This window comes from Rhizobium sp. WYCCWR 11146 (assembly GCF_013591995.1).
Lineage (GTDB): Bacteria > Pseudomonadota > Alphaproteobacteria > Rhizobiales > Rhizobiaceae > Rhizobium > Rhizobium indicum.
Genome location: NZ_JACCEY010000031.1, coordinates 414,587 through 429,092, shown reverse-complemented (window position 1 = coordinate 429,092; position 14,506 = coordinate 414,587). Strand labels below are relative to the sequence as shown.

The window sequence follows — 14,506 nt, the reverse complement described above, 5'->3', positions numbered from 1 at the left end:
GCTAGCATGACGGTTCCACTGGTCAGCTTGAGCAATCTGTCGACGGAGCCATCCCCTTCGCCTCAGGTTGCCGCGATATGGGAAGCTCTTTGCGCGGAGGCCGTCAATGCTTCGGCCAAAGATGCAGCACTCACGCGCGCCATGAATTCCGCAGTGCTTTATCATGCGAGTTTCGCTCAGGCGCTCGCTCAGAGGGTCGCGATCAAACTGGCCAATCACGACCTCGACAATGAAGAGCTGCTCGCGGTGATTGCCCAGGCGTTCGTCGGTAATCGCAATATTGTCGCCGATGCCGCCGCCGACCTGACCGCGATCAAGGAACGCGATCCATCGAACACGGAAATCCTGACGCCATTCCTGTATTTCAAAGGCTTTGTGGCGTTGCAGGGACAACGGGTCGCCCACTGGCTTTGGCATCATGACCGCCTCCATTTGGCGCGCCACATCCAGAGCCGAATTTCTGAAGTTTTCGGCGTCGACATTCATCCCGCCGCAAAGATGGGCAGGAGCATCATGCTTGATCATGGAAGCGGCTTGGTCATCGGCGAGACTGCGGTCGTCGAAGACGACGTCTCCATACTCCAGAATGTTACATTGGGAGGGACGGGCAAGGAAACCGGCGACCGGCACCCCAAGGTACGGCGCGGCGCTCTTATCGGAGCGGGGGCCAAGATTCTCGGCAATATCGAAATTGGCGTCGGCGCCAAGGTGGGTGCAGGCAGCGTGGTCATAAATGCTGTTGCAGCCTACACTTCGGTCGCCGGCATTCCGGCGAGGCAGGTGGGCAAGCGCCACTTCAACCTCCCGGGCATCACGATGGACCAGACCTTGTCTGAACCGGAGTATACGATCTAAGGCCTGGGGTGGGCTTGTCTGGGCGAGGTTGGCGTGGCGAGTGACTTTGAAATCGCGCCGCCCTACATCAACTCCGGCAGGCCGCTCTCACAGCCCGCCGGCGCCTCTCACCTCACATCTCGACGATAACAGCCGTCACCCGCTTTACCACCGGCAGCATCAATAGCAGGACGGGAAAGGCGATCGCCCAGGATAGCGCCCATGCGGAGGGCCACATGGCAAGTGCAGGCGCGGTCAGGCCTTGCGCTCTCACGATGCTGATCGCCGAGACGACTGATGTCATCAACAGTGAGAGGATGAGCGGCATGACGATCGTATTGTAACGTTTGGGGAGTTTGCCTTTGGGCATTTTGATCTCCGTAAGGTGCCGATCAGACAATTGCGCAGCGCCGACCGGCGGGTTGCGCGTTGATTGACGTAAACGCTTACGGAGCTTCGATCTGAAGCAACGCCGTCTCTATGGCCGAAAATGTCTTGCCGTTCAAGTCCGCCCCCCATCCCCTTCCGATCGCCTTTGCTAATTCCTCAACGAAAGGAATTATCTTTGTTGCCGCAACCTCAGCGATTCGGCTCCAGGACCCTCAGCCTATGACCAGAGCAAGACGACGCCGCATCATCCGGACCCGACGAACCCTGACCGGGCTCGCCCTCGTCGGCTCGATTTCGTTTCTGGCCGGCATGACCGATGCGACCGGTCTTCTGCTGACCGGCGATTTCGTCTCCTTCATGACGGGAAACACGACGCGGGCCGCACTGGCCTTGAGCGAGGGCAATCTTTATCACGCCGCGGTCCTGATCTCGGCCATCGTCGTTTTCGTGCTCGGCAATGCGGCTGGCGTCGTCATCTCCCATGTCTCGCAACGCCGCATTTTCGTGGTGCTCGGCTGCGTCGGGCTGGTTCTGGCGCTCGCCTCGATGATGACAGTGCAGAACATGCTGTTCGTGCGGTTCTACATGATCGTTTTTTCCATGGGCATGGTGAACGCTGCCGTCGAGCATATCGAAGGCCTGCCGATCGGGCTGACCTACGTGACCGGCGCCCTCTCGCGTTTCGGCCGCGGCATCGGCCGCTGGATCATCGGCGATCGTCGTGTCGAATGGACGATCCAGATCGTGCCCTGGGGCGGCATGGTGCTCGGCGCGATCGCCGGGGCCGTCCTGACACGGCTAACGGGCGCACATGCGCTGTGGCTGGTCTCCCTCTTCGCCATGGTGCTTGCGCTTGCCGCCATGCTCATCCCTCGGCCGCTTCAGCACCGCTTCAATCAGAAGGTTGCACCGAGCGGATCGGCCATCACGCGCGCGAAATAAAACCGTCGCATTCCTGTCACCGTCGAATCGGATAGGAAGGATCGCCGCCAATCCTCAAGGAGTGGATCTTGTTCCTGATTTCGAAGCTTGTCTGGATTTTCGCTCAGCCGCTGTCGCTGGCATTCTTCCTCGTCTTCTTTGCCCTGCTTGCCGGCCTTCTGCGCTGGCGTATCTTAAGTATCCTCGGCGCAGCTGGTTCAGCCATCATCCTCTTCGTCACGCTCTACACCACGGCCGGCAACCTCTTGATGCAGGGTCTCGAGCAGCGGTTCGCAAAGCCTGCCGCAGATCCCGATAGCCTGCAATGCATGATCGTGCTCGGCGGCGGTTTCGAAAACGAGGTGAACACGGCGCGCCACGGCATAGAATTCAATGCTGGAGCCGATCGCTTCATCGAAGCCCTGCGGCTTGCGCAGAAATTTCCGCAGTCGCGCGTTCTGGTATCGGGCGGCGACGGCTCCATTTCGGGCATCTACGAAGGTGATGCGGCGGCATCCGAGCGCTTCTTCCCGCTCTTCGGCGTTGGCAGGGATCGCCTGATCGAAGAGAGACAATCGCGCACGACCTTCGAAAACGCCGTCAACACCAAGGAATTGCTGGCAAGCCAGGGGCTTTCCAATTGCCTGCTGATCACCTCGGGTTTCCACATGCCGCGTTCCGTCGGCATCTTCCGCAAGCTCGGCATCGATACCGTGCCCTGGCCGACCGATTATCGCACCGATGGCCAGGTGAAGCTCGGGCTCGATTTCACCCAGCCGAACCTCAATGCGCAGAACTTGGCGACGGCAATCCGCGAATGGTACGGCCTGGTCGGCTATTATCTCGCCGGCCGCACATCGGCACTTTATCCGCAATGAAGCAATTCCAGGAAAAGTGCGAAGCGGTTTTTCCGTCCGGAATTGCGTAAGAACAAGAGGTTAGAGCGCCGCGTGTCCGCCAGGACGCGCAAAGGACGCTCTATCACTTTGAATCCACCGCATAATCCCGAAAATCTTTCGGGGTTATGCGTGGTGAGTTATTTCTTCGAGATGGTGACGAATTTCGTGCCGCGCACGCGCGCCGTCACGATGCAGGGATCGCCTTCGGTGCGGTCGCAGAAGCGCGGATGCATCTTCATCGCCAGCACCATGTTGCCGAAGCGCTGGACGAAATCGTAGCCATAGATTTGCGCCGTCGCGATCATGAAATAACCGCCTTCGGCAACTTGCAGGTAGAAATTATAGGTGCAGCCGTCGTCGTTGCATTGCGGCCCCTTCTGCCCGTCGCAGGTCAACTGGCCCTCGTTGACCACGGCGTCGATCAGGCCGTCATTGTTGATGTCCTGCCGGATGATGAAGCCGTCGGCAAATTCGGCCGTCTTGCACTGCTCCTGGAAATGTTTCTTCTCGTAGATCTCAGGGTCGGAGATCAGCGATTGCTGACCGAAGGCGGCAGCCGGCATGGCAAGCAGCAGGACGATATTCAGAACGGCGAGCACCAGCGTTTTCACGGCTTTCCTCTTTCGGATAAAGGCTCCCAATGCATGTCGCCCGAACTGTGCAGCGGCTTTGGGACAACGACATGCAGCAAACAAAGACTTCACCTTTATGGCCGCGCCGCCTTGCGCCGCCCTTGCCGCCGTGTTTCCTTTCCGGAAATTGTTCGCCGGTTCCGGGGGCCGCATGTCCTTGCTCGTCTATCTCGATTACGCCGGCATTGCGCTGTTTGCCGCGACAGGCGCGCTCGCCGCCTCGCGCAAGCAACTGGACCTGATCGGTTTTTTGTTTTTCGCCATGGTGACGGGAACGGGCGGCGGCACCGTGCGCGATATCGTACTCGGTCGCGTGCCGGTCTTCTGGGTGTTGAACCCCGCCTATATCCTCGTCTGCTGCATCGTGGGCGTCATCGTTTTCTTTACCGCCCACCTGCTGGAATCGCGCTATCGCCTGCTGATCTGGCTGGATGCGATCGGCCTTGCCGCCTATTGCGTGATCGGCGCCGCCAAGGGCCTCGCCGCCACCGGTTCGCCCACGATTGCGATCGTCACCGGCACGCTGACGGCGACCTTCGGCGGCATCCTGCGCGATCTGATGGCAAACGAGCCTTCGGTGCTGTTGAGGCCGGAAATTTACGTGACCGCAGCCCTTATCGGCGCCGGCGTGTTCACGGCCGCGAATGCGCTTGGAATGCAGCTCTATCTGGCGTCTGCCTGCGGCGTCGTGGCGGCCTTTGCGGTGCGCGGTGGAGCCCTGTGGTTCGGCTGGACCTTCCCGACCTACAGGCACAAGCCTGGCCGGCATCCCGACGATGTCATGTGAAGCCTAATGCATGTCGCCCAAAAGTGCGCAGCGGTTTTGGGACAACGACATGCCTAAAAATAAAAGATCTAAAGGGCGTCGCATGAGGCCGATTCGGCGCGACGCGCTTTAGAGGCGCCGTCAGCCCTGCTTCGCCCGCAGGCGGATCACCACGTCGACATGGGCGATCTCCATGCCCTCAGGCGGTTCCGGCAGATTGGCGATCGTCAGGTTGCTGACGGGAATGTCGAGCACCTCGTTTTCGCCTTCGACGAAGAAATGGTGATGGTCGGAAACATTGGTGTCGAAATAGGTCTTGGCGCTCTCAACGGCGAGAACGCGGATGAGACCGGCTTCCGTGAACTGGTGCAGCGTGTTGTAGACGGTTGCCAAGGACACCGGCACGCCGGCGGCAACCGCCTCTTCATGCAGTTCCTCGACGGTCAAATGCCGGTCGCCCTTGGCAAACAGGAGGTCGCCGAGCGCGACGCGCTGGCGGGTGGGGCGCAGGCCTGCACCGCGCAGCCTCACCTCTATTGCGATCGGGAATGCACCCGTCATCAAAACCAACTCCGGTTATTCTGGCATAAAGCAATCATGTTTCTTTAAGCGGTATAACTTTTGCATCGGAGCCTTTCAATAGTTCAATGGGGACGGGAGCCTGATAAACGCGGCAAAAACGGGCTTTTGACGCAAATAGGTCTGGTCCCAGCCCTAGCCTTCCTGTATGCGACCACCAAATAATGGCGCAAGCCTGGTCCGGGGCGATGAATGAAGCTGCCTTGCTTGTGCTTCATTTTCTGAAGAACTTGGACTACACGTTCACATCCATCGGCTTGACGCGGGGGGAAAAAGAAACTTTATGACGACCAGACAGTCCAGCTTCTCGTATGAAGAACTCATCGCTTGCGCACATGGCGAGCTGTTCGGCCCCGGCAATGCGCAGTTGCCGCTGCCGCCCATGCTGATGGTTCACCGCATCACGGACATTTCCGAAACGGGCGGTACCTTCGATAAGGGCTACCTCAGGGCGGAATACAACGTTCGCCCCGACGACTGGTATTTTCCCTGCCATTTCGAAGGCAATCCGATCATGCCGGGCTGCCTCGGTCTCGACGGCATGTGGCAGCTGACCGGTTTCTTTCTGGGTTGGCTCGGCGAGGAAGGCCGCGGCATGGCGCTTTCGACCGGCGAAGTGAAATTCAAGGGCATGGTCCGGCCACAGACGAAGCTGATCGAATATGGCATCGACTTCAAGCGTGTCATGCGTGGCCGTCTGGTCCTCGGCACCGCCGACGGCTGGCTAAAGGCGGACGGCGAGACCATATATCAGGCGGCCGACCTTCGCGTCGGTCTATCGAAAGACAAGACGGCCTGAAACCGCATTTCGAGCGGCTGACGAAAACAACAAAGGTTTGATCAGATGAGACGGGTAGTTGTCACAGGTCTGGGTGTCGTGTCCTCGATCGGAAACGACGCGGCCGAAGTCACCGAATCCTTGCGGCAGGCAAAGTCGGGTATCTCCTTTTCGAGCGATTTCGCCGAGCATGGGTTCAAGTGCCAGGTCTGGGGCAGTCCAAAGCTCGGTTCGGCGGAACTTGCCGAACTGGTCGACCGCCGCGCCATGCGTTTCCTGTCGCAGGGCGGCGCCTGGAACCATGTGGCCATGAAGCAGGCACTTGCCGATTCCGGCCTGGAAGAGAAAGACTACGCTCAGAACGAGCGTACCGGCATCATCATGGGCTCCGGCGGTCCGTCCACCCGCACCCTGATCGAAGCTGCCGAAATCACCATCAAGAACAACAGCCCGAAGCGCATCGGCCCCTTCGCCGTGCCGAAGGCGATGTCCTCGACCGCATCGGCCACGCTCGCCACCTGGTTCAAGATCCACGGCGTCAATTATTCGATCTCGTCGGCTTGCTCGACGTCGGCGCATTGCATCGGCAACGCCGCCGAGATGATCCAGTGGGGCAAGCAGGACGTGATGTTCGCCGGTGGCCATGAGGATCTCGACTGGACGATGTCCAACCTTTTCGACGCCATGGGCGCCATGTCCTCTAAGTACAACGACACGCCGGACAGCGCCTCGCGCGCCTATGACGTCAACCGCGACGGCTTCGTCATCGCCGGCGGCGCCGGCGTGCTGGTGCTCGAGGAGCTGGAGCGCGCCAAGGCCCGCGGTGCCAAGATCTATGCCGAAATCGTCGGCTACGGCGCAACCTCGGACGGATACGACATGGTCGCCCCCTCGGGCGAAGGCGCTATCCGCTGCATGCGCCAGGCGCTCGCCACCGTCAAAGGCGACGTCGACTACGTCAACACCCACGGCACATCGACGCCGGTCGGCGACAGCAAGGAAATCGGCGCCATCCGCGAAGTGTTCGGCTCGAAGATCCCGCATATCCAGTCGACCAAGTCGCTGACCGGCCATTCGCTTGGCGCTGCCGGCGTGCAGGAATCGATCTATTCCCTGCTGATGATGCAGCAAGGCTTCATCGGCGAAAGCGCTCATATCACCGATCTCGATCCCGAATTCGAAGGTGTCCCGATTGTGCGCAAGCGCATCGACGACGCCAAGATCGACATTGCCCTCTCCAATTCCTTCGGCTTCGGCGGCACCAACGCCACGCTCGTCTTCCAGCGCTATAACGGATAATAATATGACGGGAATCATGCAGGGTAAGCGCGGGCTCGTCATGGGCGTCGCCAACAACCACTCGATCGCCTGGGGGATTTCAAAAGCTCTCGCCGCACAGGGTGCGGAACTCGCTTTCACCTATCAAGGCGATGCGCTCGGCAAGCGCGTCAGGCCGCTTGCTGCCGAGGTCAACTCGGATTTCGTCCTGCCCTGCGACGTCGAGGACATCGCCTCGGTCGATGCCGTGGTCGACGCGATAAGCGAGCGCTGGGGCAAGCTCGATTTCATCGTCCATGCCATCGGCTTTTCCGACAAGAACGAGCTGAAGGGTCTCTACGCCGATACGACGCGTGAGAATTTCAGCCGCACCATGGTCATTTCCTGTTTCTCCTTCACCGAGATCGCCAAGCGCTGCGCTCCGTTGATGGAAGATGGTGGTGCGATGCTGACGCTGACCTATAATGGCTCGACGCGCGTCATCCCGAACTACAACGTCATGGGGGTTGCCAAGGCAGCGCTCGAGGCTTCGGTGCGTTATCTCGCCGCCGATTACGGCCCGCGCGGCATCCGCGTCAATGCCATTTCCGCCGGCCCGATCCGCACGCTTGCCGGCGCTGGTATCTCCGATGCGCGCGCGATCCTCTCCTGGAACCAGCGTAATGCGCCGCTGCGCAAGACCGTGACCATCGATCAGGTCGGCAGCTCGGCTCTCTACCTGCTCTCCGACCTTTCGTCCGGCGTCACCGGCGAAATCCACTTCGTCGACGCCGGCTTCAACGTCACCTCCATGCCAACGCTGGAAGCGCTGCGCAGGGCGGACGTCGAGTAAACGGCTACCCCATTTGAAACTCAAAGGCCGTGCGCAGATGATGCGCCCGGCCTTTTTGTTGTTCGATGATAGGATCAGCGTCGAAGCCCCGTAGGCTTATTTCTTCGCCCAGAGAACCTTGAACCGGGCGTTGCGGCAGGTTTCGCCGCTTTCCCTGAAATTTGCCGCCAGAACGGGCTCGTAAGGCAGGCCGCGATTGGCGACGAGCATCAAGCGGCCGCCGCCGCGAAGGGCGGATGCGGCCGTCTTGATCATTGCCTGGCCGAGCGCCGGATCGGCCGCGTGTCCCTCATGGAAGGGCGGGTTCATAATGACGAGATCGTATTTGTCTTTGACCGGCTCACCCGCCAGATCGTGCCAGAAGAAGCGTGCAGGCGCGTTCGGGCAGTTCTTAGCCAGATTATCCCTGGCAGCCTCCAGAGCCGCGTGGTCGGCCTCGTAGAGGTCGAGGCGCGTCAGTCCACGCGACTTCTGCGCCTGCTCGACGGAGAGATAGCCCCATCCGGCGCCGAAATCCGCAACGTCGCCGGTGAAATCCTCAGGCAGGCGCGAGGCGAGCAGCTCCGATCCGGCATCGATGCGGTCATGCGAGAACATGCCTGGAGTCGCTTGGAAACGACCGTCGACGCGCACCGGCGCCTTTGCCAGCTTGGAGATAATCTCGTCGGCATCCGCCGGCCGGCCAAACCAGAAGGCGACGCCATGATATTTCGGCATATGGTCGACGGCGAGATTGAAACCTTCCATCCGCTTGCGCAGCGGCTGGATGCCGTCTTCCTTGGCGCCGGCAATGACGATCAGGCCGCCGAGCCGCGTGCGGGCGATCGCAGCGGCGAGATTGGCCTCGTTCTCGCCCTTGTGCTTGGTGCAGAGCACCAGAGCCGCATCGTAGTCCTCGCCGTCGATCTCCGGCTTCGCTTCGATCCGCTGCGCCAGCAGCTGGCGATAGAGCGGCCGGAAGCCCTGGACGGCGCTGAGCGAGGCGGCAAAGCCTTCCGGCAGCGCAAAGCCTGCCTCGGCGCCGAGGAAGAGCACGCGCTCGCCCTCGCCGGGCGCCGCGACTGTGCCGCTGGCAAAGGGATGGAACAGGGTCTTCAGCGTCTCGCTGCTCATGGTCTCGTCTCGTCTTAAAGCATGTCGCGCAAAAGTGTTCGGCGGTTTTGCGAGCACGACACACGCAAGACCGAAGACCTGAAGTGCGGTAAGCGATCTGAAGGATCGCGCCGCGCTTTAGGATACAAAAAAGGGCGCGGAAGCATTCCCGCGCCCGGTATTGAATCTGGAAGGCGGCTTATTCGGCCGCTTCTTCCTTCTTCTTCTCGTTCGGGATTTCCTGGCCGGTGGCCTGGTCGACGACCTTCATCGACAGGCGAACCTTGCCGCGTTCGTCGAAGCCGAGCAGCTTGACCCAGACCTTGTCGCCTTCCTTGACGACGTCCTGGGTCTTGGCAACACGCTCGGAAGCAAGCTGCGAGATGTGGACGAGGCCGTCGCGGGCGCCGAAGAAGTTGACGAAGGCGCCGAAGTCGGCGGTCTTGACGACCGTGCCTTCGTAGACCTGGCCGATTTCAGGTTCGGCAACGATCGAGTGGATCCACTTGCGGGCCGCTTCGATCTCCTTGCCGGAGGACGAAGCGATCTTGACGGTGCCGTCGTCCTCGATGTTGATCTTCGCGCCGGTCTTTTCGACGATTTCGCGAATGACCTTGCCGCCGGAGCCGATGACTTCACGGATCTTGTCGACCGGGATGTTCATGACTTCGATGCGCGGAGCGAATTCGCCGAGCTGGCCACGGCTTTCGGTGATGGCCTTGGACATTTCGCCGAGGATGTGGACGCGACCGCCTTGGGCTTGGCCAAGGGCGACCTTCATGATCTCTTCGGTGATACCGGTGATCTTGATGTCCATCTGCAGCGAGGTAATGCCGTCGGCGGTACCGGCGACCTTGAAGTCCATATCGCCGAGGTGGTCTTCATCACCGAGAATATCGGAGAGGACAGCGAAGCGATCGCCTTCCAGGATCAGACCCATGGCGATACCGGCAACCGGCTTTGCCAGCGGAACGCCGGCGTCCATCAGAGCGAGTGAGGTACCGCAGACGGTCGCCATCGAGGACGAGCCATTCGACTCGGTGATCTCGGAGACGACGCGCAGCGTGTAGGGGAACTGCTCAGGCGTCGGCAGCATCGGACGGATCGCGCGCCATGCGAGCTTGCCGTGGCCGATTTCGCGGCGACCCGGGGAGCCCATGCGGCCGGTCTCGCCAACCGAGTAGGGAGGGAAGTTGTAATGGAGCAGGAAGCGCTCCTTGTACATGCCCGTCAGGCTGTCGACATACTGCTCGTCTTCGCCGGTGCCGAGGGTGGCAACCACGATCGCCTGGGTTTCACCGCGGGTGAACAGCGCCGAACCGTGGGTGCGCGGCAGAAGACCGACTTCCGAAACGATCGGACGGACGGTTTCGAGGTTGCGGCCGTCGATGCGGCTCTTGGTGTCGAGGATGTTCCAGCGGACGATCTTCGCCTGCAGATGCTTGAAGATCGCGCCGACTTCTTCGGGTGTGTACCGGGCTTCGCCTTCCTCGGGGAGGAAGTGCGCCTTCACCTTCGCCTTGACGGCGTCGACGGCGGCGTAGCGGTCGGCCTTCTGGGTGATCTTGTAGGCTTCGCGAAGTTCACCTTCGGCAAGGCCGAGCATTTCGGTTTCGAGAGCGGAGTAGTCTGCCGGCTGGAAGTCGCGCGGCTCCTTGGCGGCCACTTCGGCGAGTTTGATGATCGCGTCGAGAACCGGCTGGAAACCCTTGTGGCCGAACATGACGGCGCCGAGCATGACGTCTTCGTTAAGTTCCTTGGCTTCGGATTCCACCATCAGGACGGCGTCATAGGTGCCGGCGACGACGAGGTCGAGGCTCGATTCGTCCATCTCGTCGAGATGCGGGTTGAGAACGTATTCGCCGTTGATGTAGCCGACGCGCGCACCGCCGACCGGGCCCATGAAGGGAATGCCGGACAGCGTCAGCGCAGCCGAGGTGGCAACCATCGACAGCACGTCGGGATCGTTTTCGAGGTCATGCTGGATAACGGTAACGACAACCTGCGTGTCGTTCTTGTAGCCCTCAGGGAAAAGCGGGCGGATCGGGCGGTCGATCAGGCGGGAAACCAGGGTTTCCTTTTCGCTCGGACGGCCTTCGCGCTTGAAGTAGCCGCCGGGGATCTTGCCGGCCGCATAGGTCTTTTCCTGGTAGTTGACGGTGAGCGGAAAGAAGTCCTGGCCGGCCTTCGGCGCCTTGGCCGAGACGACGGTGGCGAGAACGACGGTTTCGCCGTAGGTGGCGAGAACGGCGCCGTCGGCCTGACGGGCGATCTTGCCGGTTTCGAGTTTCAGCGGGCGGCCAGCCCACTCGATTTCCACTGTGTGTGTATCAAACATGTCTTGTCCTTCAATGCGGGAGCACGCGCCATCGCCGATATCAAGGCGCAGCGCACAGTCGACCGCAATCAATGTGACGTATCACGGGCAAGACAACGGGAGGCTTTTCATCCTCGGTTTCCTCAGGCGTTCCTGAGAAACCGGGCCAAAGCTCACTGACAAGCCTTGGCCGAAAGCATCCGGCAATCCTGCCCCATGACAGGTCAACGGTTGGTTTGGCAGAACCGGCCCATCCGGGTCTGCCGGTCTTTCCACCGCTAAAAGATAGGGCGCGGTTGGAACATTTCATCGGGAGCCGTGTCCCGAAACAGGATCCGGCGGGCGCTCGGAAAGCGCCCGCCGGACAATCTTAGCGGCGGATACCCAGGCTGGTGATCAGCTTGGAATAGCGGCCTTCATCCTTCTTCTTGAGATAATCAAGAAGCGAGCGGCGGCTCGAAACCATCGTCAGCAGGCCACGGCGGGAATGGTTATCCTTCTTGTGGTCCTTGAAGTGTTCGGTCAGGTTGTTGATGCGTTCGGTCAAGATCGCGACCTGGACTTCCGGAGAACCGGTATCGCCTTCAACGGTCGCATATTCCTTGATCAGCGCAGACTTGCGCTCAGCAGTGATCGACATCGGGTGATCCTTTCTAAGAGGAGGAGATTAAAGTCGCCAAAAGCCGGGATGTCGTCCAGCTTTGGCCGTGAATGCAAACGGGCGTACCCGATGCTGGCGCTGCCTATAAACCAAATATGGATCAATGGAAAGAGGGGTCGTCCTTGGCGGCTTCAACGGCCCGCCATGGCGCCCCGGATCATCCCGTCATAGGCTGCAGGATCCTGCAGCATGGCGAAATGGCTCACATCTTTCAGGATGACGAGTTTGGCGTCCGGAATCTGTTTTGCCATCATTTCCGTATGGTCGAGCTTTACGGCTTCATCATGATCGCCGATGGCAAGTGTGACCGGCACCGAGATCTTGCCAAGATCGGCGGCCGTCCAGGCCGGCTGGGTTGCCCACATTTCGGAGATCTGCTTGACGAAGGCGTCATATTCGTTCGGCGTCGGCGAAAGCTTCCGGTACTGCTCCCCGGCGACGTTGATGTAGTCGTTGAAGGTCTTATTGTCCATGACGTCAGCCTTGACGCCGTCTGTTGTGACGTTGGCTGCCTGGGCAATGACGCGGGTCAATTTTTCTGGGTGTTTCATCGCCATGTCGATGCCGATGATGCCACCGTCCGACCATCCGACAAGCGTCACCTTGTCGATCTTCAGATAGTCGAGAAGTGCCACATAATCCGATGTCATCAGATCATAACCGAAGGGCTGCTGGCTGCGCGTCGAGCGCCCATGGCCGCGGCTGTCGGCAACGATGACCAGATGATCCTTGGCAAAATCGGCGACCTGGTGACCCCAGACCTCGGCATTTCCAAGACCGCCATGGATGAAGAGGATCGGGTCGCCTTCGCCGTATTCGGCGTAATACATCTTGATGTCGTTCACCTCGGCCATGCCGCTCGTCTTTGCCACCGGCATCGAAGGAAAGGCCGGAAGCTCGGCCCAGCGCTCGGCGGATTGAGCGCCGGTGACGGCAAGCAACATCGAAAAGAACGTCAGGATTCCGATAGCAGTTCCACGCATAGTCTTTCCCTCTGTCAGGCCCCCATGGCCCCTCGGGCCGCTATGGCCCGACAGGGAAGATATCGCATCGCTACCGGCTGACAATCGCTGTCGTTGTCAGAAAGCCAGATAGGCTCAGGCGAAAACCCGCTTCGGGCGGAACTCCCCCTGGCCGATCTCGCCGATCGCGATCAGCTTGCCGCGGGCCGTCGCATAGGCTTCGCTTTCGGCAACCGGCGCATCGCGGCCACGCACCAGGATCGGGTTGCCCATCTTCAGTCGGTGCGCCTGGTCGTCATTGATGACCAGATGGGGCAGGGAGGATAGCGCTTCGCAGGTGTTGATCAGCAGCGCGTCGAGGGCCGCCAGGCGCTCGTCCATATCCTCGATCGCCTCCAGTGCCACGAGATCCGCAAGCGGCACCATGGCCTCTTCCGCGAAAGGCGCGACGAAGGTGCGCCGCAGCCCGGACACATGGCCGTAGCAGCCGAGCTCGCGGCCGAAATCGCGCGCCAGCGCCCTGACATAGGTACCCTTGCCGCATTCCACTTCGAAATGCGCGCTATCGGCGTCCGGGCAGGCGAGCAAGGTCAGCCGGAAGATATCGACCTCACGCGAGGGGATTTCGACGGTTTCGCCTTCTCGCGCCAGATCATAGGCGCGCTCACCTGCGATCTTGATAGCGGAAAACTGCGGCGGCACCTGGCTGATGGTACCGATATATCCAGGCAGAATATCGCGAATCTGCTGTTCGCTCGGGCGTTTGTCCGAACTCTTGGTCACCTCGCCCTCGAGATCGTCGGTCGCACGTTCCTCGCCCCAGCTCACCGTGAATTCATAGATCTTGCGGCCGTCCATCACGTAGGGGACGGTCTTCGTCGCGTCGCCGAGCGCGATCGGCAGCATGCCGGAGGCGAGCGGATCGAGCGTGCCGGCATGACCGGCCTTCTCGGCCTTGTAGAGCCACTTGATCTTGGAGACGGCTTCCGTCGAGCCGAAATCCACCGGCTTGTCGAGGATCAGCCAGCCGGAAATCGGCCGGCCTTTGGGTTTGCGTGGTTTGGACATGCGTCTCTTCTGTTTATTGTTCGTCATTATCGCCGTCGAGGTCGCGGCTCACCTCGGGCGAACGCAGCAGCTCGTCGATTTTCTTGTAGTTGTCGAAGCTGGTATCGTCGCGGAAGCGTACCTCCGGCATGTATTTCATCTGCCGAAGCTGCGGCCCGAGCCGGCCACGGATGAACCTTGCATGACGGTTCAACGCCTGGATGACGATGCTGTGGTCGGAAACGCCGAGCGGCGTCACATAGGCGGTGGCGATCTTGAGGTCCGGCGACATACGCACTTCCGAGATCGAGATCACGGTCGCCTCGATGATTTCGTCACGCACTTCGCCGCGCTGCAGCACCTGGGTGAGAGCGGCGCGAACCTGTTCGCCAATGCGCAGCATGCGCTGCGAAGGCGCGGAAGAAGTTACTCTGGTCATTGTTATCTCTATTTGCCGATGCGGCTGGGAATCGAACCCGTCAAAGGAGAGCGTCCATGACTCTTTTGGTCGAAAAGGT

General features: G+C 60.5%; 16 protein-coding genes. 7 read left to right on the top strand and 9 right to left on the bottom strand.

Annotation, left to right across the window (positions count from 1 at the left end):
• The first annotated feature begins 6 nt into the window (after positions 1 to 6).
• Positions 7 to 855: a serine O-acetyltransferase gene (gene cysE, locus HX899_RS26475; RefSeq protein WP_181293772.1), complete on the top strand. Its 849-nt coding sequence runs from the start codon at positions 7 to 9 to the stop codon at positions 853 to 855.
• 112 nt (positions 856 to 967) lie between these two features.
• On the opposite strand, the gene HX899_RS26470 is transcribed toward cysE, so the two are convergent.
• Positions 968 to 1,204 (bottom strand): DUF2798 domain-containing protein, encoded by a 237-nt coding sequence (locus tag HX899_RS26470; protein ID WP_012759639.1) that lies wholly within the window; start codon positions 1,202 to 1,204, stop codon positions 968 to 970.
• A gap of 239 nt (positions 1,205 to 1,443) precedes the next feature.
• Here HX899_RS26470 and HX899_RS26465 point away from each other — a divergent pair, with 239 nt between their 5' ends.
• A complete protein-coding gene (locus HX899_RS26465; RefSeq protein ID WP_181293771.1) occupies positions 1,444 to 2,166 on the top strand; it encodes a YoaK family protein in 723 nt (240 codons plus the stop codon).
• A 68-nt stretch (positions 2,167 to 2,234) separates the two neighbouring features.
• Entirely contained in the window at positions 2,235 to 3,023 is a 789-nt protein-coding gene (locus HX899_RS26460; protein WP_181293770.1) for a YdcF family protein, read from the top strand.
• A 158-nt stretch (positions 3,024 to 3,181) separates the two neighbouring features.
• Here HX899_RS26460 and HX899_RS26455 read toward each other — a convergent pair whose 3' ends face one another.
• The gene (locus HX899_RS26455) at positions 3,182 to 3,655 is read right to left on the bottom strand and encodes a hypothetical protein (protein WP_171599937.1); all 474 of its coding nucleotides are present in this window, start codon (positions 3,653 to 3,655) and stop codon (positions 3,182 to 3,184) included.
• 172 nt (positions 3,656 to 3,827) lie between these two features.
• Between HX899_RS26455 and HX899_RS26450 the strand changes: the two genes are divergently transcribed.
• Complete coding sequence (locus HX899_RS26450) at positions 3,828 to 4,463, top strand: trimeric intracellular cation channel family protein (RefSeq protein ID WP_129422258.1); 636 nt, start codon at positions 3,828 to 3,830, stop codon at positions 4,461 to 4,463.
• A 120-nt stretch (positions 4,464 to 4,583) separates the two neighbouring features.
• On the opposite strand, the gene irrA is transcribed toward HX899_RS26450, so the two are convergent.
• Entirely contained in the window at positions 4,584 to 5,003 is a 420-nt protein-coding gene (irrA, locus tag HX899_RS26445; protein ID WP_003544303.1) for an iron response transcriptional regulator IrrA, read from the bottom strand.
• A 301-nt stretch (positions 5,004 to 5,304) separates the two neighbouring features.
• Here irrA and fabA point away from each other — a divergent pair, with 301 nt between their 5' ends.
• The 3 genes from fabA to fabI are packed head-to-tail and all read left to right on the top strand — an operon-like array spanning position 5,305 to position 7,909.
• Entirely contained in the window at positions 5,305 to 5,820 is a 516-nt protein-coding gene (gene fabA / locus HX899_RS26440; protein WP_171599935.1) for a 3-hydroxyacyl-[acyl-carrier-protein] dehydratase FabA, read from the top strand.
• Between the two features lie 45 nt (positions 5,821 to 5,865).
• Positions 5,866 to 7,098: a beta-ketoacyl-ACP synthase I gene (fabB, locus tag HX899_RS26435; RefSeq protein WP_171599934.1), complete on the top strand. Its 1,233-nt coding sequence runs from the start codon at positions 5,866 to 5,868 to the stop codon at positions 7,096 to 7,098.
• A gap of 4 nt (positions 7,099 to 7,102) precedes the next feature.
• A complete protein-coding gene (fabI, locus tag HX899_RS26430) occupies positions 7,103 to 7,909 on the top strand; it encodes an enoyl-ACP reductase FabI (RefSeq protein ID WP_131719769.1) in 807 nt (268 codons plus the stop codon).
• Positions 7,910 to 8,005: 96 nt separating this feature from the next.
• Here the strand turns inward: fabI and HX899_RS26425 are convergent, their stop codons facing one another.
• The 6 genes from HX899_RS26425 to rbfA all read right to left on the bottom strand — a co-directional run bounded on the left by HX899_RS26425 (position 8,006) and on the right by rbfA (position 14,427).
• A complete protein-coding gene (locus tag HX899_RS26425; RefSeq protein ID WP_138332079.1) occupies positions 8,006 to 9,022 on the bottom strand; it encodes a class I SAM-dependent methyltransferase in 1,017 nt (338 codons plus the stop codon).
• A 178-nt stretch (positions 9,023 to 9,200) separates the two neighbouring features.
• Complete coding sequence (pnp, locus tag HX899_RS26420) at positions 9,201 to 11,339, bottom strand: polyribonucleotide nucleotidyltransferase (RefSeq protein WP_138332081.1); 2,139 nt, start codon at positions 11,337 to 11,339, stop codon at positions 9,201 to 9,203.
• Positions 11,340 to 11,688: 349 nt separating this feature from the next.
• The gene (gene rpsO, locus HX899_RS26415) at positions 11,689 to 11,958 is read right to left on the bottom strand and encodes a 30S ribosomal protein S15 (RefSeq protein WP_003544317.1); all 270 of its coding nucleotides are present in this window, start codon (positions 11,956 to 11,958) and stop codon (positions 11,689 to 11,691) included.
• 152 nt (positions 11,959 to 12,110) lie between these two features.
• Complete coding sequence (locus tag HX899_RS26410; RefSeq protein ID WP_181293769.1) at positions 12,111 to 12,962, bottom strand: alpha/beta fold hydrolase; 852 nt, start codon at positions 12,960 to 12,962, stop codon at positions 12,111 to 12,113.
• Between the two features lie 114 nt (positions 12,963 to 13,076).
• On the bottom strand, positions 13,077 to 14,009 hold the full coding sequence (gene truB / locus HX899_RS26405; protein ID WP_003544320.1) for a tRNA pseudouridine(55) synthase TruB: 933 nt from the start codon (positions 14,007 to 14,009) through the stop codon (positions 13,077 to 13,079).
• Between the two features lie 13 nt (positions 14,010 to 14,022).
• Positions 14,023 to 14,427 carry a 30S ribosome-binding factor RbfA gene (gene rbfA / locus HX899_RS26400; RefSeq protein WP_181293768.1) on the bottom strand — a complete coding sequence of 135 codons (405 nt, stop codon included), beginning with the start codon at positions 14,425 to 14,427 and terminating at the stop codon, positions 14,023 to 14,025.
• Positions 14,428 to 14,506: the final 79 nt, after the last annotated feature.